Raw genomic sequence first — 22,853 nt, forward strand, 5'->3', positions numbered from 1 at the left:
GTCATGAACGAGAACAATTATAATTACCTAAAGGATCAGGTAAAATATACAGGTTTCGGGGATGCACTTGAGGCGGACCTGAAGCAAAATATAGAGCAGAAAAAGGAAACTTTTACACTAAATCATGATGCGTTCTATGGAGACGACAGGGTAAGTGCCACACTTAACTTTAAGAAATCCGACCAGTCCGATATGTATTTCTTTAACTCCTACGATGTTCGCCTGGAAAAAGAAGGCAGGCCTGAAACTCTTGACCAGACTTTCTATATCAATAAGGGCAGTAATATTACCCTAAAGGAGGCTTATAACCTTATGGAAGGCCGGTCCGTGAATAAAGACCTAACATCGAAAGAAGGACAGGAATATAACGCGTGGGTTCAGCTCGATTTTAAGGATTCCGATTCGAATGGCAACTTCAGGCTTAACCATTACCACGAGAACTACGGGTATAACCTTGAGGCTGCCCTAAGCAAATATCCGCTAAAAGAACTGCAAAACGAGTCGCATAAGCAGGACCTTATAAACTCACTTAAGAAGGGCAACCTGCAATCCGTCACTTTTATAAAGGACGGAAAAGAGGTCAAAAATTATATTGAGGCCAACCCGCAATTCAAAAGCATTACGTTTTATGACAGTTCGAAGAATAGGCTTGACTCGAGCCAGTCCAAGGTAGAGAAAGAATCTCAGCTTCAGGGCAGGTCAGAGAAGGCAAAGCAAAGTACGGCTGCTAAAAACTCCGACGCTGAGAATGATGCTCCCGGCGATGACGCGCCGAAAAAGCAGCGCCGAAAATCGCAAAAGATGTAAGAGATGGATTTACTTAAACCCCTGACAGCCTTTTTCGAGAAGACGAAATCTGACCAGCGCATAGGCATTACGCATATCGGAATCTATGCGGCTTTGCTGCAATACAGGCTAGACAGGGGTTACAGTAACCCGGTGGATGCAGTGAGTGTCGAGATCATGCGTATTGCAAAAATTTCTGCCCACAAGACATACTATCGTTGCCTGAGGGAGATGAATGAATATGGTTACCTGCGGTACCTACCTTCGAAGAAGAAGAACCGTGCAAGCAAAATCTACTTTACAGATTGAGAATATTAACTAATTGTACGATGGAAAATGGAGTAACAAAAGAAGACCTGCGCCAATTTGGGCTGCTTCTCATTGGTACGATCCGTACTATTATTGAGGGCCCTGTTACAGCACAAAAAAACGAAACGAATCCAGAGTGGCTTAAGGCCAGAGTGGTGCGAAAACTGCTCGACATCTCAGCAGGTTCGCTGCAAAACCTGCGAGTGGCCGGTAAAGTACGTTTTAAAAAGGTTTTGGGGTCCTACTATTATAACAGGGAAGACCTTATGCAATTATTTAGTGATGAGAAAAAAAAAGACAAGTAAATGTACGACACCCTCTGACCTGGAATTTATTTTAACAGACATTAACCTAAGTGTATGGGATGTAGCCCTACTGGCCGCAATATTTATTGCATCGGTAACCCAGGGTACAAAATATGGTATCCGGATAAGCAGGAAGCGGCTCATGCAGTTGTCCCATATAAGCAGCATACCTACATACCACAAATATTTAAAAAAGTTACAGGATATGGGGTACATCAATTACCGGCCATCGTACGATCCGGATGCAAAGAGCGAAATTGACCTAAAACAACCTTCTTAGCAAGGTTGTTTTTTTTTAATTTTACTGTACCCGTAACAAACGGCTATGTTTGCTTTTACCACGCAATAGAAATAACCATGAAGCTTATTGTTACATCTATAATCACTAAAAATAGATATCTGTATGGAAAATTATAAAGACCACAATATTATTAAAGCCATTGAATGGCTTAAGTCGCATTTGCACACGGACGCCTGGCCTTCACGTCTTCAGTCTGTTGAGGATGCTGTTACCTCGCTTACAAGACCAAGGGAAGAAGATGTTGCTGATTTGAAAAATATGAAAACACTAAAAGTGGAAAACGACCAAATCGGATGGTATATCTATTTGATGGAGTGCCTTACAAAAGATATATCCAAATATGAAGCTTATCAGGGAGCAAGGGTCGGCCCTATTTTCCAACGTATAGGTGCGGATCTCGAGTTGGTGAAGGAGATTGGCGGAATAGATACGAAAGTGAGAAAAATGCTTAAAAGTGAAAAAAATCAGGCTGACTCCAATCTGTTTGAAATCCTGACAGCACTACTGTGGGTTAAGAATGGCTGGGAAGTTTCGTTTATTGATGTTACCAGTCATAAAACCCCTGATATAAAGGCTGTAAAAAACGGCAAGCAGTATTATGTCGAATGTAAGCGTATGGCACAGCGCTCGGAGTACAGCAAAAAAGAACAGAAGGCGTGGCTTGCAATGCTGAACCATGTTTCGCCATTACTTATGGAAAATGCACTTATGCTCGAAGTGGTATTCCATAAAGAAGTACATACCATACCCGAGACCTATCTGCTGGATTTGTTTGGCGGTAACACTGGTGCAGAGGAAGGAAAATTGCATATTTCCAATGATACTCTGACGGTAAGCCTTGCCAAAATCGATCTGAAACGCATCAATGCGCAATTAAAACGTGGCCCGTTACAGGAAGGCTCGCCGTTTATGCGCCAGCTTATCGGCGGTAATGCGGAAAGCACCGGCTTCACGGCAGCTTTGTTAGCAAAGCATGGCTATTATGGTCCACCGGCCGGGTTTAACCGTTATATTTTGAATGTTGCCGGAGGATACGCAATTGACTGGAGGTGCGATGCACCTGAATCTATTGAAGCCAAGGCACGTGACCTGTTCCATCATATAAAGGAAGCCAATGACCAGTTGCCTCCGGGGAGCAATGCCGTTATACATGTTGGTGTCGAAACCCTGGACGGTCCTGAAGTAGAACGTGCCCGCTTTGAAAAAATTAAGGCCAGGGCAGCAGATTTCGACAAAGGCGGTAGCGGATTAAAGATGATTTATTGCCACTTTTTCCAATCCTATGCTTTGCCGGGAATACATCTGACATTTGATGAAACCACTGCCGGTTTTCTCGAACGGCAGGAACAATACCCGATATTGGATCAGACATTCCTCGTAGTTGATGAAGCTGTGAAGTGCAAAAATGATGTCCATTGGGAAAGGGAACATCCATGAGAATGAATTATTGGGTAAGCTTTGCATAATGCATAAAACTATATATGAGTTGAATTAGTAAATTTTTGGCATGAACGATAGAATTAAGGCATTCAGCAAATCAGCAATTGTACCGTTACTAAAGGTTTCGGAGAATGGTCCAAAACAGCAGTATCAATTTGATATTGATTGCTTTGAAATGAAGGACTATAACTATGTCAATGTGTTGAAAGATAGTGACTTTTCGCAACTCTTTGACGCTGTCGCAAACATCAGCGGTCCCTGTCTTTACTATTTTACAATCGAATCGGATCATGATGCCGACGAGATAATAAGCCGGATACAAGCCTACAAGAATACTCCCGGTGCTAAATCAGTGCCTGCAATAAAAAAGAAATTCCCAAGGACTAAAGTGCTGTATGTTGGCAAGGTTAAAAAAGCGCTATGGGGCCGCCTTGTCCAGCATTTGGGCTACTATAAAGTAAGCAGGACGCAAGGGTTGCAACTTTTTTACTGGACACAGGGCACTAATGTAAAATTAAAGATGAGCGTTCTAGAATTTGAGCATGAAATGGCAGATTACATGTCTGTGCTTGAGACTAAGCTTGCAAAAGAATTACAACCCATAGTGGGAAAACACAGGTAGGAGTAGCCACCATTATAAGAAAGGCGGACACTGATGCATCCGCCCTCTTTACTCCCGGTGAGTCTCCCAACAAAACCGGGGCAAATTAACTTTTAAGATTTTGTGTAGCGTATTGCCATGCCAATATTATCAACCGGAAAATTATGCTACTGTTCTGTAATAAATGATTCCATCCACAATGGAATCTATCTGTTTAACTTGGAGGTTAAGGCCGCCTTTATCGAAATGGCTGACTGTTGTACTGTGATTTTAAGGACATGGTTAGCCACGCCATCGTATGAAAACATGGTGAGTTACCAGGTTTTGATAACGATGTAAGTCTTTTGAGTTTGGAAATCTGACTTAATGCAAAGTGCGGTACTCCCTTGGAGAGATTCCCGTTTTATTTTTAAATAATTTTGTAAAATGCGAAGGATGCTCAAAACCCAGTTGATAGGCTATCTCGCTAATTGACCTGGCCTGGTTATTCAGATTAACTTTGGCTCTTTCAATAATCTTCAGATGTATATGTTCCTGTGTTGTTTTACCCGTGAATTTAGTCAGGATGTCCGAAAGATAATTGGAGGACAGATTGAGCTGCGCGGCAAAATATTTTGTGGTTGGTATACCTTTATCAAAAAGATCATCCGCAGAATAATAGTCAATCAAAATCTTTTCAAATCGCTGTACGATATCATTGTTTACTTTTTCTCTTGTCAAAAACTGCCTGTCATAAAAACGGTTGCAGTAATTTAATATCAGTTGCAGATTATCGACAATTAAATTTTTGGTGTGCTTGTCCGTGTTCTGGGAATATTCCCTTTTTATCTTTTCAATTGCATCACCTAAAATATTTTTTTCATCATCAGAAATGTGCAGCGCTTCATTAGTACCGTACTGAAAAAAAGAATAATTATTTATTTTTCTTTCAAGATCGGTGCCGCTGAGCAGGTCCTGATGAAAAAATATTCCCCAACCCTCATTTACCTTTATTCCCGGCTCTGAAAGAATAACCTGTCCTGGCAGTGTAAACATAAGCGATCCCTCTTCAAAATCATAATAAGACCTCCCGTATTTAATAGCGCCTTCAAAACGCTTGCAGACTATAGAATAAAAATCAGTTCTGTAAAAAGTATTTTCATCAGGGCGGTCCGGTTTTACGAGTGCCAGATCAAGAACTGTGATTAAAGGGTGTTTTGGTTTATCACAATTATAAAATCGATGTACATCTGATATGGATTTGATGTCAATATACTTTGGTGTCATGCGGAGCCTAATTCGAGAATGTTAGCAATACAGCAGGTAAGCCTGCATTATAGAATAACCCCTAATTATCCTCTTATGATTGTACTGTCAGACATTAGGGGTGTCATCTAATTTATGAAAAAATTCCTGATCGTGTTTACAAATGTATCTTCATCATTTTTATATTTCACGTCAGCATAGAACTGCGCATCAGCTCCGGCGATATACCTTAGCTGACTGCTATTGTCGGTTGCTGCATTATATATGGTTTGTGCAATCTCTTCAGGAGTAGCTTTATCAATATTTTCGGTAGGAGTTGCATATCTTCCAAAAAAGGTTGCCATCAAAGGATCGTATTCAGGAATCTCATTTTTAATAATTTCAAGCCCGTTTCTGAAATTGGTATGAACCCCGCCCGGCTCAATAATTTTAACTTTTATGTTAAACTTAGACAATTCATGCGATAGCGATTCTGAAAAGCCTTCCACTGCGAACTTAGAAGACGCGTAGAGACTTGTAAAGGGCAATGCTACAACACCACCAAAAGAAGAGATATTGACAATCGAACCACTGCTGTTGTTTCGCAGGTAGGGCAAGACTGCCTGTGTTACGCGCATCATACCGAATACATTAACATCAAATTGTTTCTGGATCTGGTCAATTGAAGCCGACTCAAAAACACCCATTAGACCATATCCGGCATTATTTATAAGGGCGTCAATAGTACCGAATTTTTCAGCACCTGCTTCAACAGCTTTCTTTATGGACGATTCATCCTGTACATCAAGATGTGTAACAAATACATTTTCCAAGTGGTTCAATTCCTCTTCTTTTTCAGGAGAACGCATTGAAGCTATAACATTCCACCCGTTTTTATGGAAAAACTTTGCTGTTTCCTTACCGAAACCTGACGAGGCCCCTGTAATCAATACTGTTTTTTTCATTACAAATCATTTAATTTTTTGTCATTATTGACAGTACAAAGTTCTGACTGTACTATTTAAAAAAATTATACATATCGTGGCATGACTTATATATATCTCCGATTATAAATGCAATGCGGTGCCTTTTAGCTTTACCTTTTTTTTTACATATCTAACCTTAAAACATACCACAACCGTATGCTGTTAACTTTTGAAATTTGCAGTGTCAGGTTCCAATACCTGCAGCAACAATTTTTAATATCTAAATAACTTAAAGATGAAAAGTTTTTCTATTACGCGTTTAATCGCAATCGGCGCATTTGTGATCACCGCATTTACAACACAGGCGCAAACCGGCGCAAAGACATTTACCTTAAAAAGTGCCGGGCTTGGTGGCCAGCTTACAAAAGAGTTCTATTATAATGACTGGGGTGTAAATGGAGGTAACATCTCACCCGACCTTCTATGGGAAAATGCTCCTGAAGGTACGCAGGCGTTCGCAGTGACCATGTATGATGCTGCTGCGCCGACCGGTAGCGGATGGTGGCACTGGGTACTTTTTAACCTTCCGAAAGATACTAAGTCACTGAAAGCAGGAGCCGGAAGTACGCACCCGGAATTATTGCCGGCAGGCAGTATCTCCTCGCTAAATGATTTTAAAAAATACGGTTATGGCGGTCCGGTACCAATTCCTGCAAGTGGTTACCATCCCTATGTAATTACCGTATATGCCCTGAAGACCAAACTTAATCTTGACAAAGACGCTAACCCTGCATTGGTTGGATTTAACCTGAGTGCCAATACGATTGCCAAAGCATCAATTGTATCTTACGTGTATGTACCCTAACAAAATTTACCGCCCTATATGGGCGGTAAAAAACTGAAAATAATTTCACAGACATGATAATGTAGCGTAAACCACAAATAAATGCAATGCTGCATTATCCATGATTGAAATTTATACTGTATAAAATTAAACAGACTCATTATGAAAAAATACGTAATACTAAGCGCAGTCCTCGCTGGAATTTTATCCATTGCCTGCGCTAAAAAAGAAAGTACTGATACTCCTGCAAGGCCGGAGACGGAAGTTGCAACGAATGACGTTACATCTCCTGAATTAGAAGAAGTTTTTGCCGACAGCACTTACCAGCTTACCGGTGTAGCCGTGTCGCCTGAAGGAAGGGTGTTTACCAACTACCCGTACTGGCTGGACAAGCACAGTTACTCTTTAGTTGAGGTTAAGGATGGAAAACCGGTTCCGTATCCGAATGCGGAATGGAATAGTTTTAAAAAGGGCGACAACGGCGCCGATAAGTTTGTATGCGTACAGGCAGTGGTAGCCGATGAAAATGGTTACCTGTGGGTCGTAGACGCAGCGGGTATCGGCCTTGGCCCTGTTTATAAAAACAGCAATAAGGTTATTAAAATAAAGCTCGCCGATAACAGCGTAGAGCGTATATACAAATTTCCTGAGAGTGTAGCAGGCAAGGATAGTTACATTAATGATATCCGAATTGATAACACGAATGGCTTTGCCTACATGACAAGTTCATCCAATGGAGGAGTTGTAGTACTTAATACAAAAACCGGTGATTCGCGTTTTGTATTGCACGATTCAAAAACAGTACTTTCTAACCCAGCATATCATTTTACATTTAACGGTAAGGAATTTTCTAAGGCTGACGGCAGTATACCTAAAATCAATTCAGATGGTATTGCCCTTACCCCAGATAAAGCATGGCTGTACTATAAACCCCTTACAGACGATAAGCTATACCGTGTTAGTACCGCTTTATTAAGGGATTTTTCGACGCCGTTGAAAACCATTAGCGATAAGGTGGAAGATTTAGGCCACTTTGTAACAACTGACGGGATGGAATTCGATAAACAAGGTAACCTTTACGTGGGCGACCTAGAGAAAAGCAGCATTGTGAAAATTACCCCTGATCTTAAAATGCATACGCTGCTGACCGATGCTGACAAACTTATATGGCCCGACAGCTACAGTATTTCGGCTGACGGCTACCTGTACATTTCAATTTCCCAGATACAGCTCATGCCGTGGTTTAATAATAACGTAAACAAAACCCAAAAGCCTTACAAGCTGCTCAGGTTGAAACTGTAACGATTATGATAACGCCACTTTTAAAAAATGTATTAATGGGCCTGGCCCTGTCATCAGCCTTATCCGGAAATGCACAGGAGGCACAGCATTTTTCATTTGCCGACCTTCCCGCAAAGCAGCTAAATGAGCTACTGACGCGCAGCACTATTTCAGGCGAGGCGGGTACAATCGGCTACTTTACCTATAAAAAAGGTGCAATAGTGCCGTTGCACCAGCATGTTAATGAGCAGTATTCGCTGATTACAAAAGGTAGTGTTAAGGTACTTGCCGGCGGTAAAGAGATACTCGTAAAAGCAGGTGAGGGCATTATAATCCCACCGAATGTGCCACATAGCTTTATCGCCCTGGAAGATGATACCATAGATATTGATTTCTTTAGCCCTGCGCGTATGGACTGGCTGGCAGGCACGGATAATTATTTTACAAAAAATAATGCGCCAAGCCTATCGTCGGCGCAGTGGAACGGCAAAATCCTTAAACCTGAGATATTCGCTGAGTTGAGTGAAGCCGTAGGCAATATTGCATACACACCGAAGGGCGATCTGGTATATAGCCAGCACCCATTCTTTAATCCTGAAATACGGGTTATGAAGTATGATGCACAAACTAGGACAAATAAACCCTTTCCAAACCTGGAATGGAACACACCCCGCGATACCGATGACCGTTACCTGAGCAACGTGCTGGGCATACGGAATGACGCCAACGGCATTATATGGATGCTGGATATGGGCCAGCGCAATGCTGTAACCCCTAAAATTGTGGGCTGGAACACGAGGACTGATAAACTTGAGCGCATCTACTACCTGCCGCAATCGGCATTGGCAAACACTTCACAGCCCAACGATATGGTTGTCGACAATAAACACGGCATATTTGTGATCGCCGATGAAGGTATAGGTAAAGGCGGTGACGGCAGCAAAGCAGCCCTTATAGTAGTTGATATGAAGACTGGGGAAACACGCAGGCTCCTGGAAGGTACCCGTACAACATTGCCGGAAAACAAACCGACAGTAATCAAAGGCAAAACGCTTTCTGTTAATGGCAAGCCACTCCTTGTAGGGTGCGATGGTATCACTGCCGACAAGAATTTTGAATGGTTGTATTACGCCTCACTTAATGGGAGTAAAATTTACCGTGTAAAATTTGAAGACCTTTTAAACGAATCAATCAGCCAGGAAAATCTTGATAGCCGTGTCGAAACGTATTCTGCAAAGCCAAATAATGGAGGGTTGAGCATAGATAGCGAAGGGAACTTATATTTAACCGGGTTGGAGGATAACAGCATAAGCGTGGTTTTAGCCAAAGACCGCAGTGTTCACAAGTTAACTGCCGACAGCAAGATGCTTTGGCCCGATGGGGTAAGCTTCAACGCAGCTGACGGATATATGTATGTATCTGCCGCGCAGGTCCATCTTGGAGCAGCCTTTAATGAGGGCGTAGACAAATCCGGCGCACCGTATTACATTTTCAGATTTAAGCCACTTTCGGAGGGTGTCCCGTTACGATAAATAAACAACAAGAAAATAATTTTAAAATGAAAGCAATAATAATAAACGAGCCGGGAGGTACAGACAAATTAATCTATACGGAGCTCCCAACCCCTGTAATTAATGATGAACAGGTACTTGTAAGAGTAAAGGCGATAAGTATTAATCCAGTTGATGTTAAAAGCCGCGCGGGCCATGGAGTTTGGGGCAGGCTAAAAGAGGAGGTACCTCTTATATTGGGTTGGGACATCAGCGGCGTTGTTGAGCAGGCAGGGGACAATTCCGGATTTAAAAAAGGGGATGAAGTTTTTGGGATGGTACATTTTCCCGGACATGGCAAAGCGTACGCAGAATATATGGCTGCGCCTGCAAGGCATTTAGCATTAAAACCTGCCAACATAAGCCATGAAGAAGCTGCGGCTGCTACCCTTTCCGCATTAACCGCTTACCAGGCCCTGGTACTTAGGGGTAATTTGCAGCATGGACAGAAAGTACTGGTACATGCCGCTGCGGGCGGAGTGGGACATTTTGCCGTACAGATCGCCAAACATTTAGGGGTGGAAGTTACAGGCACCTCATCTGCAAAGAACAGAGATTTTGTATTAGGGCTTGGAGCTGACAGCCATATCGATTACCATGGATATGACTGGGAAGAAAGCGATAAGAAGTTTGATTTTATCCTCGATAATGTTGGCGGGCAAACCATTGACAATTCACTCGAAGTTGCCAAACCGGGCAGTACACTCATCAGCATACCCACAGGACTTAATGAACAGGTTACCCAAAAAGCAAAAGATAAAGGCGTAAACGGATATTTTTTCCTTGTTACCTCTAACGGAAAGGACATGAAAGTAATTGCGGAGTGGCTTGAAAAAGGATATATAAAATCTCATGTTTCCGAGACATTTGATTTCAATGATATGGCTTTGGCACACAAACATGTAGAAAGCGGACGTACAGTAGGTAAAGTGATAGTTAAACTCTAAACCTTAGGGTTTTGCCTGTGCCGCCTTAAGCGGTACAGGCATTTATATGCTAAAAACATTCGGAGTTATCGCTAAAAATATAAGGAGCAACCAATATGCAACTGTTTTATGCCATAAGAGGAGGGAAAGTTTTATATTTGCTTACTACAAGCCCCTCCACAGATAAAAGATCGGTTATGCACATCGAAAATACCATAGAGCCATTTGAAATAGAAAAGGAAACACTTACCGAGTGGAGCCGCCGCCCGCACCAACACAATTTTTTTGAATTGGTATTTATACAGTCAGGTTCCGGGAAGCAGTGTATTAATGACAGCCTGGTCAATTATGAAAAGGGAAGTATATTTTTACTTCCTCCATATGATTGCCATTCTTTTGAAATAGATGCTGCCACGACATTTATATTTATCCGTTTCAATGCCTTATTTTTTATAGAAGATAAACGGACCATGATGGACTACAGCCAGTGGTTTAGTAATCTTCATTATATACTGAGCAGTTATAACCGCGTTCCCGGTGATGTTATACATTCTGCAGGTGATAAATCCGTTATCGCCAGCCTGATCCAAAGCATGCAGATGGAAATGCAGCTTCCTAATTATTCAGAGTCAATACTCAGGACAAACATGGTTGCGATGCTAAACATCCTGCTTAGAAACTTTGAGAATACTTTCCTGGAAAAGCATATTGACAAAGATACACAGACACGTAACCTCTTGCAGTACATACAGTACAATTTGTTCGATAACAGCAAACTTAAAACGGAGGTTATCGCTGGTGAATTCAACCTTTCTCCAACATATGTAGGTGAATATTTTAAAAAGAAGACGGGAGAGAGCCTTAAGGAATATATACTGAAAGCACGTGTGAATGTAGCGCAGAGCCGTATGGAACATTCAGGGCAAAGCCTCAAAGAAATAGCTTATGACCTGGGATTTACCGATGCAAGCCACCTTACAAAGGTCATCAAAAAATATTATGATGATGCAGGTACAGCCTGCGGGAGCATTTAGTCACAGGTAAGGAATCGTAATGTTTACTCAGGTAATAATACGATTCCTCTTCCTATCATAGCTTACTCCCTTATGCTGTTCGGATCGTTTAGGGTCATACGCGCAATTTCATCTTTTCTTTTGAAGCTCACGCCTTTATGTTGCTGAATATATCGCATTAGTTCATATGCAGTGTTTACCATTTGTGGCGTTCCACCAATACGGTCATGAAAACTTATAGACAGCTGTCGTTTTTTGCGGGCGCTTTCCTCGTAAAGCTGATCGAAGTCCGCTTTAACCTGGCGAAAGAACTGGTCAGTAGAGAAATTCTTGCCTTCAATTAACAGTATGTCGTTGTTGCGCAGGGTGTAGGGCACCACAGCAAAATCGTTATTATTGACTTTAATTAGAAAGGGCTCGTCGCGGCTTAGGTCGTCTATGTGGTAAGTAAAACCAAGTTCCTGCAATATTTTAAGTGTGTTCTCGCCCCGTCTGAGCCAATTGGCATTGTAACCTACTGGTGTGAACCCTGTGGCATTTTTAATAGCATCTGCACCTTGTTGTATAAAGGCTTTTTCTTCCTCATAGCTTAAGTTGTATTGCTTGCTCCAATTCATTCCATGCGCCGCTGCCTCATGGCCCCTTTGAACGATTTCTTTTGCCAATGCCGGATTCTTTACTACTGCGGAGCCAACCATATGCGATGTGACTTTTATACCCAGCTTATCCCAGTTATCAAGCATTCTTGGTATTCCTTCTTTATAGCCGTACTGATACCAGGTCTCAGCAGGAAGGTCTTTATAACCTTTATCCATGTTTTGGGGAAACGGGCTTTCAGCATTGTCAGGCTGGCCACCTGCTTCAAATTGCATGGAGACGGAAACAACCAGTCGGGAGCCGTCAGGCCATTTGGTTTTTTCAGGTTGTATTTGGACTTCCGCATCTTCAGCGAACAGAGGCGATGATGGGAGCAGGCTCAGCGCTCCGAGTGCGCCGGCCTGCTTAATAAATGTTCTTCTGTTTTCCATGACTATTGTTTTTTGTTCATTATGGTATCAACAGCATTATTATTACTGTCAATAAATTGTAATAGCACCGCACAAAAAGCAAGATGCAGCAGCTGTGACGGGATGGCCTCCCAATTTTCAATCAGGCACGTACCGAAGATCAGTAGTAGCATTATGGACGCACCTGCTTTTAAGGCAAATTTTGTAAACAAACCAAACAGCAAAAGCAAGCCAACGAAGAATTCTACCAGTGGCAGGCTGTAGGCAAAAGGTGTTACTATAAAACCAGGTAGCATCGCCTCCTGAAAGCTATGGGACATCCAGTCTGCGAAGCCTGCGAGCTTTGGCAGGCGCACAAGCCCATGGCCAAAAAAACTAACGCCTGCACCTAATCGGAGTAAAAAATAAACGGTTGTATTCATTTCAATAAAATTTATAAGCAAAATTCTAAAATTAATCGGTTTAAATTTTGTACATATTAATGTTATATTTGTATAAATAAAGGATGAAAGTAAAAACATTACACAGGGCATTTGAGGTAGAGAGTACCAAAGCGGACCAGTATGAGGCTAAAGAGCATACGGGGACGTATTTCGAGATGCTGTTTGTTTTATCAGGTACCGGTGTGCAGATCATTAATTCGAACCGCCTGCCTTACAGAGAAGATAAGCTCTTCCTTATTTTTCCTAAGGATACCCATGGATTTGAGATTTCAGAAACCACACATTTCTTTTCGTTGCGGTTTAACGAAAGTTATTTAAGCCTACAATCTTCCGAGTGGCTCAAAAAGCTGGAGTATATATTTCATAACCATGACCATATGCCCGGCTGCATACTGAAAAACATTCCTGATAAAGCACTAATACGTGCTTTAGCTGAAGCCATGCTTAGAGAGCAGGAAGAAGAAAGTTTTTACCGTGATGAAGTTATCCAGCAACTGGTAAATACTTTTATAACCATAGCAGCGCGTAATATCAGCCTCAAGGAAACAGCTTCAAGAATACCGCTGCCTTACCCCATTTCCTTACAAGGGTACATCCACCGGAATATCTACAGCCCTGAACTTTTGAAGGCAGAAAACTTCGCTGCAGCATTTAATGTTTCCCCATCATATCTTGGGGAGCTTTTCCGTAAGCAAACCAATGAACCGCTGCGCAACTATATCGATCAGTACCGTGTAAAACTTATCGAGGCACGGTTGAAGCACACCGGGATACGGTTGGGGGAAATCGCCGCAGAATTTGGCCTCTCGGATACAAGCCACCTCAACAAAATTTTTTACCGGTATAAGGGCATGAGTCCGTCAGAGTTCAGGAAAAAAATTACCGGGGAGCAGTAAAAGCAAGTCATGCTACAGGGCTTATATGTCCCGCATGGTAATGACTTACTATCTTCCAGTCCGTAATTAGTCATATAATGAACTTTTTAAGCAAGTTTATTTTGGACTTTTTAAGCAAACATGCAATGCTTTAAATGTTGAACTTTGCAATAGAAATAATTTAAAGACAAATTTGATGGCACGAGGAAATACCCCGGTGATAAGTTACTCCTGCGAGGTTTCCAGAAAAAGGGATGGGGAGCAGTCTGTTCAGGATCATAGTCTGACGATCGTGATAAAGGGCTCATATGAATTGGATAATGGATATGGAAAAGTAATTTTTTCATCCGGGGATATCTTTTTCTGCGCTAAAAACCAGCTACTGAAATATCGTAAGCTTAATCAGTCGGAGAAAGATTTTAAGTCGTTGACAATTTTTTTTGATGAGCAGACCCTTTTCCAATTCAGCAGGGAGAATAACAGTAAAGCTTCAGAAAAAAAACATCACGGAAAAGATGGCATAAAGCCAATAGAAAAGTCCAGCGTGCTTGCAACTTTTATGCGCGCACTTACCGAGTATGAGGAAACCTTTAATGAGATGAGCCCCCAACTTATGCACATCAAGCAACAGGAAGCTCTTATCCTCTTGCTTAAGTATGATGAAAATCTAAGAAATATATTATTTGATTTCTCATTACCAGTGAAAGCAGACCTTGAAAATTTCATGGAAGGAAATTACAGGTTTAACGTGTCTCTCAATTGCTTTGCCTATCTGACCGGAAGAAGCCTTTCCGCCTTCAAGCGCGATTTTTTTCAGAAATTTCATGAAACTCCCGCGCGATGGCTCCTTAAACGAAGGCTGGAATCGGCCTACAATCTACTGACAGAAGGAAAGTCGGCATCCGATGTTTATCAGGACCTTGGATTTGAAAGCCTCTCTCACTTTTCCCACACTTTTAAAAAGCAATATGGTGTTTCTCCCATCCAAATTTATGGAAGTGACACTACCCTCAATTAGTTGCGACACTGCGTTATAAATTTTAATTAATTATACTATGGAATCAAAAACAAGCCAGATATTCCCTGGCATCTTACAATGGAAAATTGGTGATAAAAGAATTACCGTACTTAACGACGGCCACTTTCAGATTGGATCTGAATACCTTACTCATGTGGATGGCGATGCAGCCTCGATCCTTGGCGCTGCGCTGCGCCCTGAAATCCCGACCCTGATTACCAATGTTTATGTTATTGAGTCAGAAAACCACGCACCAGTTTTGATTGATACGGGTGTCGGAGATAAATTAGCTCCTGCGATTAAAGGTAATTTCAGGGAAAGCCTGCAACATATTGGCCTCACACCTGAGGATATAGGCTATGTATTGCTAACACACCTGCACGGCGACCATTTTTACGGTCTTATTGACAAAGAGGGAACGAAAAATTTCCCAAATGCTAAAGTATGGGTTTCCGATGCGGAAAGAAAGTTTTGGCTTGAAAATGAGAACCTGAATGACCAGGACCGTCAGAATGGCCAGGATGCCAAGGAATACTTAGCACCTTATGATGTTTTAGGTACTAAAGGAGAAATCCTCCCTGGAATCAGTGAAGTTCCACTTCCGGGGCATACTCCCGGACAGACCGGCTTTTTACTGGAAACTGGTGATGAAAAGGTTTTGTTCTGCGCAGATGTATTGGGAATACCAGCGGTTCAGGCTAAGTATCCAGAAGTGGGCTTCGCCACGGATGTAGATTACGAGTTGGGTGTAGCAACCCGAAGAGGACTCTTAAAAAAGGCGGCTGATGAAAAATTACTTTTGGCTGGCGCACATTTTGAATTTCCATGCATTACGTATGTGAAGAATGAAAATGATCATTACACACTTATTTCCAAACAATGGTTCGGACAGTCTTAGTACGGACGCCCTGAAGCCACGTTCTGTAAAGCTGCCCATGTGCAGCTTTCGGCGTATCCTTACTTCTTTTTTATTACTTAAATTTTAGAACTTCCTATCAGTAAGTATTTGGCTAATTGCTAAAATAACAAGAATAAACGCTCTAAATCCTCTTCAAAAGTTCTGCATTTGTTCAGGCAATGACCTCAAAACAAATGGCGCCATTGAAAGACAACAACGCCATTTTATTTATCATTATCCATGCGCCGCAACCGCAATATCTTCCCATGATTCCCATGTTGCAAGTTTTTCAGCATATACACGTTTAGTTTTAGTGTAGCCCAGTTTACCAAGGAAAAGGCGTAGCGGCGGTTCACTACTATCTATCAGCTTAAGTATAGCCGGTACCGTAGCCTCAGGTTTGCCATAATCTTCCGGTAGCAATCCCTCCGTATCACCTAAGCCTGCCTTAACATTGTTGTAAGCAGGTATCGCTGCACTTTGCACGGCAGACGTACCTCCAAAATCAGTAGTGTAGCCATTTGGTTCTATTAGCGTAACATTAATACCAAATTCTTTAACCTCGCTGGCAAGTGCTTCGCTTAAGCCTTCAACCGCAAATTTTGTTGCATTGTAAATGCCAAGGGTTGGCAGCGTCCAAACCCCAAGTACGCTCGATAGCTGAATAATATGGCCGCTTTTCTGCGCACGGAATATAGGCAACGCGGCTTGTGTTACCCAAAGCGTACCAAAAACATTGGCTTCAAAAATATCTTTGGTTTCCTGTTCTCCGGCTTCTTCAATAGCACCAAACAAGCCATAACCGGCGTTATTAATAACCACATCCAGGGTGCCGAAATGATTGTAGGCTTTGTTTACAGCCTCAGTTACCGCTTTCTTATCGGTAATGTCTAACTGAATGGGCAGGAATTGCGCAGGATACTGTGCGGTTAATTCCTTATAAGCCTCAATAGTCCTGGAAGTGGCGGCTACATTATCGCCGCGTTTTAAAAGGGCTTCTACCCAAAGTTTTCCAAATCCTCTTGATGCCCCTGTAATAAAAATTGTTTTCATGATAATATATTTTTTTAATTTGTGATTTATATATGCAAATCTATTGCGGATAAATGCGGTAGAATTGTCTGTTTGTAGGAAGAAATAGCACAGAATTACGTATCCTGTTTTTAATTGTGAAAAGATTAAACCTGCACGTAATGGTTATGCCAGCCCCGTTTTACTTTTTTTAAACTCAAGAGGGTTTAACCCTACTTGTTTTTTAAACAGGCGTGTAAAGTAAGAGCTGTTTTCAAAGCCCAGTAAATAGGCAATTTCACTAACATTATTGCCACTTGCCAAAAGCATATTCTTAGCAATTGTTACCAAATAAATATGTATATGCTCTATAGCGGTTTTTCCTGTTTCCTGTTTTAGCAGGTCGCTCAGGTAGCGCGACGATATGTTTAACCCTTCCGCCAGCTGGTTTACAGACGGCAACCCCTGCTCTTTAGGCAAATCGCTGTCCATATACTTTTTAAGGGCGTCATTAAATTTAGTGATTGTTTTGCCCGAAAGATCAGTACGGTTTATAAACTGCCTTTTAAAAAAACGCTGGGCGTAGGTAAGCATAGAGTCAATGTGACTCAGAATAATTTCGCGGCTGTACTCGTCGGTATTGTTATAATATTCCCGTGTAATTTTTTCGTACAGGCTTCTTAAAGTTTCTTCTTCGGTGGGTGACAGGTGCAGTGATTCGTTAACCTCATATTCAAAATAGCCATATTTCTGTATGCTGTTGTGCAGTTCATGGCCGTTTAAATAATCTTCATGAATAAGCAGCATAAAACCATCTTCCTCCAGCTCCAGGTTTTTCATTTCGATAATCTGGCGCGGTTTTACAAACATCATGGTACCGTTACTATGGTCATAGCTTGTACGGCCATAGAGTATAACGCCTGACTTCAGCTTTTTAAAGCCAATCATGTAACAGTCGGCTGTAAATTCCCGATCTCCCAGTGGGCAGTCAGACTGACAGCCTATGATACCCAGTAAAGGGTTCTCCGGTGGTGGCCAGCCATTGTCCCGGTGCATTTCACTAAGTGTTTTATAATGTTTCATTTTAAAAAGTATATTGAACTTTTATTTGAGCGGGAATGCTATGGATTAAAATGTTTTTAAAAAGTGGTTCGCCTCACTTACAAACACTTCAGGATACTGGTAAAATGAGCCATGTGCCGAATCAGGGTAATAGCTTAGCAAAGCATTTGGCAATTGCTTAAACAGTGAATATGAATTGTCGCTATCCATCATCTCGTCGTTACTGCCCTGTACTATTAATACCGGGTGCTGTATGGTTTTAAGGTCTATGGTTACCGGGTCAGATCCCCAGCGGGTAATGGCTGTCATTTGTGCCAATATGCTCTCTTGTGCCGTTTCGCGGTCGCGGTCTTCTGTCCTGGTAAATAACCTTTGCAGGGTTTCTTTGCCTTTGGCGCGGCTTGCATCAGTAGCGGTAAAAAAAATGTATAAAAAGCGTTCTGCAGGGTCTTTTTGCATGGCTTTGCCTATTAGGTTATTAAAACCTTCCAGCACTTTTACGCCCTGTGGTGCAGCGCCGACAATTATAATTTTTCGGATAAGGTCAGCATATTTATCTGCCAGATACTGTGCAATGAACCCGCCAAGTGAGAAGCCAAGTACATCAATTTTAGTTATGCCCAGTGCTTTTAAAAAATCTACCGCGTCGTGTGCCATATCGGCCACGTTATCAGGTGTTTCTCCGGTGCTGTTTCCTACGCCGGCATTGTCAAAAATCAATATTTCGCGTTCCTGTGCCAGGCCGTCAAGAATTACGGGATCCCAATTATCAAGCGTACCTGTAAAATGCTGGAAACCTACGAGGGGAATGTATGACGGCTTACCAAACCTGCGGTAGGCGTAGTTAGTACCGTTTACGTTTATGTATTGTGTGGGTGCCGATAGGGCATTTAGTATAGTGCTCATCTGTTTATTGTTTTGTGTTGGTAATGATTTAAATTATTCGAAGCTTACGTCAAGTATGTCTATAGATACCAGCACGGGGTCTGTCTGGTAGCTGTTATCGGCATCGTTAAGGATGTAAATGTTTCTTCTAGTACCGGTTTTTACACCCTGAAACTCTTTGTAACCTTCTATTATCTGCGTTGCAGATGAGCCACCCAAAACCACAGGCCAATAGTCATGGCGTTTTAGCAGGCCGGTTTCATCAAAGTAAAATACCTGGCGTTTGCTGTGTGTGGCAAAACCATCGGGATAAATAACTTCAAGCCTGGTAAGTGTTTCACCCTTTTCATTCCACGGTTCCAGCTTGTTTATTTCTACGCCCGGTACCAGAAAGTTAAAAGGAGCGGTAGCATAGTTCCATGTGGCATAGCTCGAAAAATAAACCAGCTGTGCTCTTGTCCATGGGGTTTCTACGGTATGGCCTTTAAACGATTCGCGAGGGTTTACAAGTTCTTCAAGTACTTTACCGGTTTCATCTATCAGTTGTACTTTACCGGGCTCAAATGTTGAAGTATACCCCGGTTGAAAAAGGTTTTTCCAGCTGCTTTTCTGCTCGGTCAGCGAGCCGGTAAACTCTACATCGGCAAGGGCGCCGTTGTGTCCTTTTATGGGCCATACTACACCACCTATATTGGTGTGTATTTTTACGGTTTTAAAATTGGCCGCGTTGGCACCTCCGTGGGCGGCAATAACTTTGTTTACTAATTGTTGGGTTGAAGTTGTCATGGTTAAATATTTTTTAATGTTGATATAATGGTTAAATGATGCAGATTAATGGCCGTGGGCGGCTATGCTTACTTCTTTCCAGGCTTCTATGTTGTTTAGCCTTTCGGTATAAACCTTTTTTACTACGTTATAGGCTATGCGGCCAAAAAGTAACCTTTGCGGCGGGTTAGCATTGTCTGCAAGGTCAAGTACTATGCTTACTGTGGCTTCGGGTTTGCCCCAGGTATCTGGGTTTTCGCCAGAGGTGGCAAATGCCTCGCGAACAGGGTTGTAGTCGGCAATAGCATTATCGGTTTGGTTTGCCGATGCCCCGGCCCAGTCGGTAGCGTAGCCGTTAGGCTCTATAAGTGTAACCTTAATGCCCAGGTGTGCTACTTCGGTAGCAATGGTTTCGCTAAGCCCCTCTACGGCAAATTTTGACGCGTTATAAAGTCCCAGCATAGGCAGTGTGGTAAGGCCTAAAAAGCTTGAAACCTGAATAATGTGGCCGCTTTTTTGTGCCCTCATTACCGGCAGTACCGCTTGTGTTACCCACAGCAGGCCAAAGAAGTTGGTTTCCATTTGCGCCCTGGCCTGTTCTTCTGTAGTTTCTTCTACAGTGCCAAACAAACCGTAGCCCGCGTTGTTAATCAGCACATCAATTCCGCCAAAATGCTTAACAATATCAGCTACAGCTTCATTTACACTTTCACGTTTTGTAACATCAAGTTTTACGGGTAAAATGTTATTACCATACGTTGCCACAAGATCGGCAAGGTCGGCCGTATTTCGGGCAGTGGCAGCTACTTTGTCGCCGCGTTTTAAAAAAGCTTCGGCCCATAGTTTTCCAAATCCTCTTGATGCTCCGGTAATAAAAATTGTTTTAGACATGATTATATTTCTTTAATGGTTATTGTTTTTTGATATAGCAAAGTTAGACCGTGAATAGTGGAAAGGATAGTTCATTTGTAGGGAGTAATAGCACAAAACAACGTTTAGGCTGTCCTGGCTTTTGCATAGTGTTTAAAAGCTACTATTATTAGTAGTAATGTCACCACAATGCCAAGATTTACAGCAGATAATGTGTGAACAGATTTAATGCTCAGGGTATTTATGAGCCCATAGCCCACTACAGAACTAATTACATAAATACCGCCTCCTGTAAGTCCGCTTGCTGTACCGGCATTGCTTGTAAAACGCTGTAGGCTGTAAGCATAAACATTATTAAAAATAAAACCCGACATGAGGTGAATAGGTACGGTAAAGCCTATTAGTACCCAAATGCTTGTTGCAGATGTAGATGTAAGCCACATGGCTATGGCAACTATAAACTGAATTACAATTGCGGTATTCAGTTTTGTAAAGAGTGGTTTGTTTAACAACGATTTGCTTATTAAACCGCCGCTCATGAGTGATACGCCTGAGAGCAATGAGCTGTACCCGGTTTCAACCGATGAGTAGCCGTACACCTTTTCTATAATAAAGGGGCTTACCATGCCGTATACTACCAGAAGCGAATAGGTTAGCCCTATAATAAACAGGCCAAGGCTAAAATCGGGTGTGGTAAGCATTGTCTTATAAACCTTTGATATGTTTGCCCAATTAAACGGTTGGAATTTCTTTAACGATTCTCCCGTATACTTCAGTTCAAAAAACAGCACTATAGCGGTTAAAATACCAAGCAGGTAAAAGTTAGATTCCCACCCAAACAGTTGCTGAAGGTAGCCTCCTATAAATGGCGCTACTATGGGCGCGGTTGCCCATACTATAGAGAAAAGGCTGGTATAGTTTTTTAGCGCCTGACCGGTATACATGTCTACAAAAAAGGCACGTTTACCCACTATTATAAGCGATACGGTTATGCCCTGTACCACACGCATGACATAAATCAGGTATATGTCAGGCACCATGGCGATGATAAAACTTGATAAGGAAAACAAGACCAGGGCAGCAATATTAATTTTATACCTGCCAAAGCTGTCGAGTATGCTGCCAATAAATAATTGGCTAAGGCCGGAACTGATCATAAAAATAAGTAACGATAGCTGTACCGACTCTACCGACACACTAAGCTGCTGCGCCATTGCTGGTAGTGAGGGTATATAGATATCGGTGGTGAGGCCGCCCAGCGGTATGAGGATAAAAGCCAACAGGCTGCTAATGCGCAGGAATTTGAGGTTTTGACGTTTCATGATAACAGGAATTAGTCATGCTTATTTATTACATAAAAATTACTCATGCCATCGCCGGCAAAATTGTTCATTTGTAGGGAAGAATGATACAAAACAACGATACGGATAAAATCAGCGTATTTTATATAGGTTGTTGCAGTTGTAAATGATTTGTGTTAAATTTCCTAACCAGAAAACATATTTTTACCACCTCTAAAACTTATAGCTATGGAAAAAATAGCCCATTACAATAGTATTAGTGAGCTGCATGAAAAAAGCGGTTTTGAACCGCCCCTGCACCCGCATATTAGCATGATGACCTGTGAAGAACTTATGACCTATTCTGTAGGGCAATCAAGGTTTACCGGCGATTTTTATATGATAGCCCTAAAGAAGATTATGGACGGTTATATGCTGTATGGTAAGACTAAGTATGATAATGATAATGGTTCTATGGTGTTTATAAAACCAAGGCAGATTATAGAGGTAAGCAATGTGAAATTTGCCGAGAAAGGCTTTGTGCTGTTTTTTCATGAGGACTATCTGTCCGGCCACCACCTGTACGAGCTGATTAAAAAGTATGGCTACTTTGAATATGAAATTAATGAGGCACTACACCTCTCACCACAGGAAGAAACCGTGATATGGGATTTGTATTATAAAACCCGAGCCGAATATGAAAACCACCAGGACGAACTGAGCCGCGATATTATTTTGAGCCATATAGACTCTATACTTAAATATTCTGATCGTTACTATAAAAGGCAGTTCATTAACCGGAGTACCAATGTATCGGGTACAACGTTAAAAAAGTTTCAGGATTTACTGGGAAGCTATTTTGAAACCATGTTGCACCAGAGCAAAGGCCTGCCCACGGTAAACTACCTGGCCGATAAACTAAATATATCGCCCCGCTACCTGAGCGACGTGCTAAAGCAGGAAACCGGTAAAACCGCGCTGGACCACATACACATCTACCTGATAAAAGAAGCGAAAAACCTGCTGCTGAGCAGCGATAATAACGTGGCGCAAATAGCCTACGACCTGGGTTTTGAAACACCATCATATTTTACAAGGCTCTTTAAAAAAATAGTGGGCCACACACCGGTACAGTACAAACAGCGGTATGGCGCACAGGTTTAATAAGGGTACATATACCAAAAAAGAGAAAAGCTGTTGTGGCCTATCATTTATGTTTTGGCTGTTGCCTAC

General features: G+C 42.0%; 25 protein-coding genes. 15 read left to right on the forward strand and 10 right to left on the reverse strand.

Annotated features, from left to right (window positions below; genetic code table 11):
- Positions 1-3 precede the first annotated feature (3 nt).
- The 6 genes from ACLI09_RS01895 (at position 4) to ACLI09_RS01920 (ending at position 3,763) form a co-directional block, all read left to right on the forward strand.
- Positions 4-807, forward strand: a complete 804-nt coding sequence (locus ACLI09_RS01895; RefSeq protein WP_411417886.1) for a hypothetical protein — start codon at positions 4-6, stop codon at positions 805-807.
- Positions 808-810: 3 nt separating this feature from the next.
- The gene (locus ACLI09_RS01900) at positions 811-1,095 is read left to right on the forward strand and encodes a hypothetical protein (RefSeq protein ID WP_411417887.1); all 285 of its coding nucleotides are present in this window, start codon (positions 811-813) and stop codon (positions 1,093-1,095) included.
- Positions 1,096-1,115: 20 nt separating this feature from the next.
- Entirely contained in the window at positions 1,116-1,400 is a 285-nt protein-coding gene (locus tag ACLI09_RS01905; RefSeq protein WP_411417888.1) for a DNA-binding protein, read from the forward strand.
- Entirely contained in the window at positions 1,378-1,680 is a 303-nt protein-coding gene (locus ACLI09_RS01910) for a hypothetical protein (RefSeq protein WP_411417889.1), read from the forward strand. Before ACLI09_RS01905 ends, ACLI09_RS01910 begins: the two co-directional genes overlap by 23 nt.
- Before the next feature lie 123 nt (positions 1,681-1,803).
- Positions 1,804-3,138 (forward strand): hypothetical protein, encoded by a 1,335-nt coding sequence (locus ACLI09_RS01915; RefSeq protein WP_411417890.1) that lies wholly within the window; start codon positions 1,804-1,806, stop codon positions 3,136-3,138.
- Positions 3,139-3,208: 70 nt separating this feature from the next.
- Complete coding sequence (locus tag ACLI09_RS01920; RefSeq protein ID WP_411417891.1) at positions 3,209-3,763, forward strand: hypothetical protein; 555 nt, start codon at positions 3,209-3,211, stop codon at positions 3,761-3,763.
- Positions 3,764-4,105: 342 nt separating this feature from the next.
- Here the strand turns inward: ACLI09_RS01920 and ACLI09_RS01925 are convergent, their stop codons facing one another.
- Positions 4,106-5,008: a helix-turn-helix domain-containing protein gene (locus tag ACLI09_RS01925; RefSeq protein ID WP_411417892.1), complete on the reverse strand. Its 903-nt coding sequence runs from the start codon at positions 5,006-5,008 to the stop codon at positions 4,106-4,108.
- Between the two features lie 107 nt (positions 5,009-5,115).
- A complete protein-coding gene (locus ACLI09_RS01930; protein WP_411417893.1) occupies positions 5,116-5,931 on the reverse strand; it encodes an SDR family oxidoreductase in 816 nt (271 codons plus the stop codon).
- A 256-nt stretch (positions 5,932-6,187) separates the two neighbouring features.
- Here ACLI09_RS01930 and ACLI09_RS01935 point away from each other — a divergent pair, with 256 nt between their 5' ends.
- The 5 genes from ACLI09_RS01935 to ACLI09_RS01955 all read left to right on the forward strand — a co-directional run bounded on the left by ACLI09_RS01935 (position 6,188) and on the right by ACLI09_RS01955 (position 11,527).
- Positions 6,188-6,757: a YbhB/YbcL family Raf kinase inhibitor-like protein gene (locus ACLI09_RS01935; protein WP_411417894.1), complete on the forward strand. Its 570-nt coding sequence runs from the start codon at positions 6,188-6,190 to the stop codon at positions 6,755-6,757.
- 141 nt (positions 6,758-6,898) lie between these two features.
- A complete protein-coding gene (locus tag ACLI09_RS01940; protein WP_411417895.1) occupies positions 6,899-8,038 on the forward strand; it encodes an L-dopachrome tautomerase-related protein in 1,140 nt (379 codons plus the stop codon).
- Between the two features lie 5 nt (positions 8,039-8,043).
- The gene (locus ACLI09_RS01945; RefSeq protein WP_411417896.1) at positions 8,044-9,549 is read left to right on the forward strand and encodes an L-dopachrome tautomerase-related protein; all 1,506 of its coding nucleotides are present in this window, start codon (positions 8,044-8,046) and stop codon (positions 9,547-9,549) included.
- Positions 9,550-9,575: 26 nt separating this feature from the next.
- A complete protein-coding gene (locus ACLI09_RS01950) occupies positions 9,576-10,514 on the forward strand; it encodes an NADP-dependent oxidoreductase (protein ID WP_411417897.1) in 939 nt (312 codons plus the stop codon).
- A gap of 176 nt (positions 10,515-10,690) precedes the next feature.
- A complete protein-coding gene (locus tag ACLI09_RS01955) occupies positions 10,691-11,527 on the forward strand; it encodes a helix-turn-helix domain-containing protein (RefSeq protein ID WP_411417898.1) in 837 nt (278 codons plus the stop codon).
- A 62-nt stretch (positions 11,528-11,589) separates the two neighbouring features.
- Here ACLI09_RS01955 and ACLI09_RS01960 read toward each other — a convergent pair whose 3' ends face one another.
- A complete protein-coding gene (locus ACLI09_RS01960; protein ID WP_411417899.1) occupies positions 11,590-12,534 on the reverse strand; it encodes a polysaccharide deacetylase family protein in 945 nt (314 codons plus the stop codon).
- A gap of 2 nt (positions 12,535-12,536) precedes the next feature.
- A complete protein-coding gene (locus ACLI09_RS01965; RefSeq protein WP_411417900.1) occupies positions 12,537-12,935 on the reverse strand; it encodes a DoxX family membrane protein in 399 nt (132 codons plus the stop codon).
- 83 nt (positions 12,936-13,018) lie between these two features.
- Here ACLI09_RS01965 and ACLI09_RS01970 point away from each other — a divergent pair, with 83 nt between their 5' ends.
- From ACLI09_RS01970 to ACLI09_RS01980, 3 genes are all read left to right on the forward strand, one after another.
- The gene (locus ACLI09_RS01970) at positions 13,019-13,852 is read left to right on the forward strand and encodes an AraC family transcriptional regulator (RefSeq protein ID WP_411417901.1); all 834 of its coding nucleotides are present in this window, start codon (positions 13,019-13,021) and stop codon (positions 13,850-13,852) included.
- A 175-nt stretch (positions 13,853-14,027) separates the two neighbouring features.
- On the forward strand, positions 14,028-14,849 hold the full coding sequence (locus ACLI09_RS01975; RefSeq protein WP_411417902.1) for a helix-turn-helix domain-containing protein: 822 nt from the start codon (positions 14,028-14,030) through the stop codon (positions 14,847-14,849).
- 37 nt (positions 14,850-14,886) lie between these two features.
- The gene (locus ACLI09_RS01980) at positions 14,887-15,747 is read left to right on the forward strand and encodes an MBL fold metallo-hydrolase (protein ID WP_411417903.1); all 861 of its coding nucleotides are present in this window, start codon (positions 14,887-14,889) and stop codon (positions 15,745-15,747) included.
- Between the two features lie 234 nt (positions 15,748-15,981).
- Here the strand turns inward: ACLI09_RS01980 and ACLI09_RS01985 are convergent, their stop codons facing one another.
- The 6 genes from ACLI09_RS01985 to ACLI09_RS02010 all read right to left on the reverse strand — a co-directional run bounded on the left by ACLI09_RS01985 (position 15,982) and on the right by ACLI09_RS02010 (position 21,662).
- On the reverse strand, positions 15,982-16,800 hold the full coding sequence (locus tag ACLI09_RS01985; protein WP_411417904.1) for an SDR family NAD(P)-dependent oxidoreductase: 819 nt from the start codon (positions 16,798-16,800) through the stop codon (positions 15,982-15,984).
- Positions 16,801-16,944: 144 nt separating this feature from the next.
- Complete coding sequence (locus ACLI09_RS01990; RefSeq protein WP_411417905.1) at positions 16,945-17,841, reverse strand: helix-turn-helix domain-containing protein; 897 nt, start codon at positions 17,839-17,841, stop codon at positions 16,945-16,947.
- 45 nt (positions 17,842-17,886) lie between these two features.
- Entirely contained in the window at positions 17,887-18,726 is an 840-nt protein-coding gene (locus ACLI09_RS01995; protein ID WP_411417906.1) for an alpha/beta fold hydrolase, read from the reverse strand.
- Positions 18,727-18,759: 33 nt separating this feature from the next.
- A complete protein-coding gene (locus ACLI09_RS02000) occupies positions 18,760-19,491 on the reverse strand; it encodes a hypothetical protein (RefSeq protein ID WP_411417907.1) in 732 nt (243 codons plus the stop codon).
- Positions 19,492-19,536: 45 nt separating this feature from the next.
- Entirely contained in the window at positions 19,537-20,361 is an 825-nt protein-coding gene (locus ACLI09_RS02005) for an oxidoreductase (RefSeq protein ID WP_411417908.1), read from the reverse strand.
- 104 nt (positions 20,362-20,465) lie between these two features.
- Positions 20,466-21,662, reverse strand: coding sequence for an MFS transporter (locus ACLI09_RS02010; protein WP_411417909.1), 1,197 nt, complete (start codon positions 21,660-21,662; stop codon positions 20,466-20,468).
- Between the two features lie 207 nt (positions 21,663-21,869).
- Here ACLI09_RS02010 and ACLI09_RS02015 point away from each other — a divergent pair, with 207 nt between their 5' ends.
- Complete coding sequence (locus ACLI09_RS02015) at positions 21,870-22,784, forward strand: helix-turn-helix domain-containing protein (RefSeq protein WP_411417910.1); 915 nt, start codon at positions 21,870-21,872, stop codon at positions 22,782-22,784.
- The last annotated feature ends 69 nt before the right edge of the window (positions 22,785-22,853 follow it).

The organism is Flavobacterium sp. RHBU_24, from assembly GCF_046613695.1.
Lineage (GTDB): Bacteria > Bacteroidota > Bacteroidia > Flavobacteriales > Flavobacteriaceae > Flavobacterium.

What these genes read in the sequence shown, in the direction of transcription:
- ACLI09_RS01895 (WP_411417886.1), top strand. Translation starts at nt 4, where the DNA reads ATGAACGAGAACAATTATAATTACCTAAAGGATCAGGTAAAATATACA.
- ACLI09_RS01900 (WP_411417887.1), top strand. Translation starts at nt 811, where the DNA reads ATGGATTTACTTAAACCCCTGACAGCCTTTTTCGAGAAGACGAAATCT.
- ACLI09_RS01905 (WP_411417888.1), top strand. Translation starts at nt 1,116, where the DNA reads ATGGAAAATGGAGTAACAAAAGAAGACCTGCGCCAATTTGGGCTGCTT.
- ACLI09_RS01910 (WP_411417889.1), top strand. Translation starts at nt 1,378, where the DNA reads ATGAGAAAAAAAAAGACAAGTAAATGTACGACACCCTCTGACCTGGAA.
- ACLI09_RS01915 (WP_411417890.1), top strand. Translation starts at nt 1,804, where the DNA reads ATGGAAAATTATAAAGACCACAATATTATTAAAGCCATTGAATGGCTT.
- ACLI09_RS01920 (WP_411417891.1), top strand. Translation starts at nt 3,209, where the DNA reads ATGAACGATAGAATTAAGGCATTCAGCAAATCAGCAATTGTACCGTTA.
- ACLI09_RS01925 (WP_411417892.1), bottom strand. Translation starts at nt 5,008, where the DNA reads ATGACACCAAAGTATATTGACATCAAATCCATATCAGATGTACATCGA.
- ACLI09_RS01930 (WP_411417893.1), bottom strand. Translation starts at nt 5,931, where the DNA reads ATGAAAAAAACAGTATTGATTACAGGGGCCTCGTCAGGTTTCGGTAAG.
- ACLI09_RS01935 (WP_411417894.1), top strand. Translation starts at nt 6,188, where the DNA reads ATGAAAAGTTTTTCTATTACGCGTTTAATCGCAATCGGCGCATTTGTG.
- ACLI09_RS01940 (WP_411417895.1), top strand. Translation starts at nt 6,899, where the DNA reads ATGAAAAAATACGTAATACTAAGCGCAGTCCTCGCTGGAATTTTATCC.
- ACLI09_RS01945 (WP_411417896.1), top strand. Translation starts at nt 8,044, where the DNA reads ATGATAACGCCACTTTTAAAAAATGTATTAATGGGCCTGGCCCTGTCA.
- ACLI09_RS01950 (WP_411417897.1), top strand. Translation starts at nt 9,576, where the DNA reads ATGAAAGCAATAATAATAAACGAGCCGGGAGGTACAGACAAATTAATC.
- ACLI09_RS01955 (WP_411417898.1), top strand. Translation starts at nt 10,691, where the DNA reads ATGCACATCGAAAATACCATAGAGCCATTTGAAATAGAAAAGGAAACA.
- ACLI09_RS01960 (WP_411417899.1), bottom strand. Translation starts at nt 12,534, where the DNA reads ATGGAAAACAGAAGAACATTTATTAAGCAGGCCGGCGCACTCGGAGCG.
- ACLI09_RS01965 (WP_411417900.1), bottom strand. Translation starts at nt 12,935, where the DNA reads ATGAATACAACCGTTTATTTTTTACTCCGATTAGGTGCAGGCGTTAGT.
- ACLI09_RS01970 (WP_411417901.1), top strand. Translation starts at nt 13,019, where the DNA reads ATGAAAGTAAAAACATTACACAGGGCATTTGAGGTAGAGAGTACCAAA.
- ACLI09_RS01975 (WP_411417902.1), top strand. Translation starts at nt 14,028, where the DNA reads ATGGCACGAGGAAATACCCCGGTGATAAGTTACTCCTGCGAGGTTTCC.
- ACLI09_RS01980 (WP_411417903.1), top strand. Translation starts at nt 14,887, where the DNA reads ATGGAATCAAAAACAAGCCAGATATTCCCTGGCATCTTACAATGGAAA.
- ACLI09_RS01985 (WP_411417904.1), bottom strand. Translation starts at nt 16,800, where the DNA reads ATGAAAACAATTTTTATTACAGGGGCATCAAGAGGATTTGGAAAACTT.
- ACLI09_RS01990 (WP_411417905.1), bottom strand. Translation starts at nt 17,841, where the DNA reads ATGAAACATTATAAAACACTTAGTGAAATGCACCGGGACAATGGCTGG.
- ACLI09_RS01995 (WP_411417906.1), bottom strand. Translation starts at nt 18,726, where the DNA reads ATGAGCACTATACTAAATGCCCTATCGGCACCCACACAATACATAAAC.
- ACLI09_RS02000 (WP_411417907.1), bottom strand. Translation starts at nt 19,491, where the DNA reads ATGACAACTTCAACCCAACAATTAGTAAACAAAGTTATTGCCGCCCAC.
- ACLI09_RS02005 (WP_411417908.1), bottom strand. Translation starts at nt 20,361, where the DNA reads ATGTCTAAAACAATTTTTATTACCGGAGCATCAAGAGGATTTGGAAAA.
- ACLI09_RS02010 (WP_411417909.1), bottom strand. Translation starts at nt 21,662, where the DNA reads ATGAAACGTCAAAACCTCAAATTCCTGCGCATTAGCAGCCTGTTGGCT.
- ACLI09_RS02015 (WP_411417910.1), top strand. Translation starts at nt 21,870, where the DNA reads ATGGAAAAAATAGCCCATTACAATAGTATTAGTGAGCTGCATGAAAAA.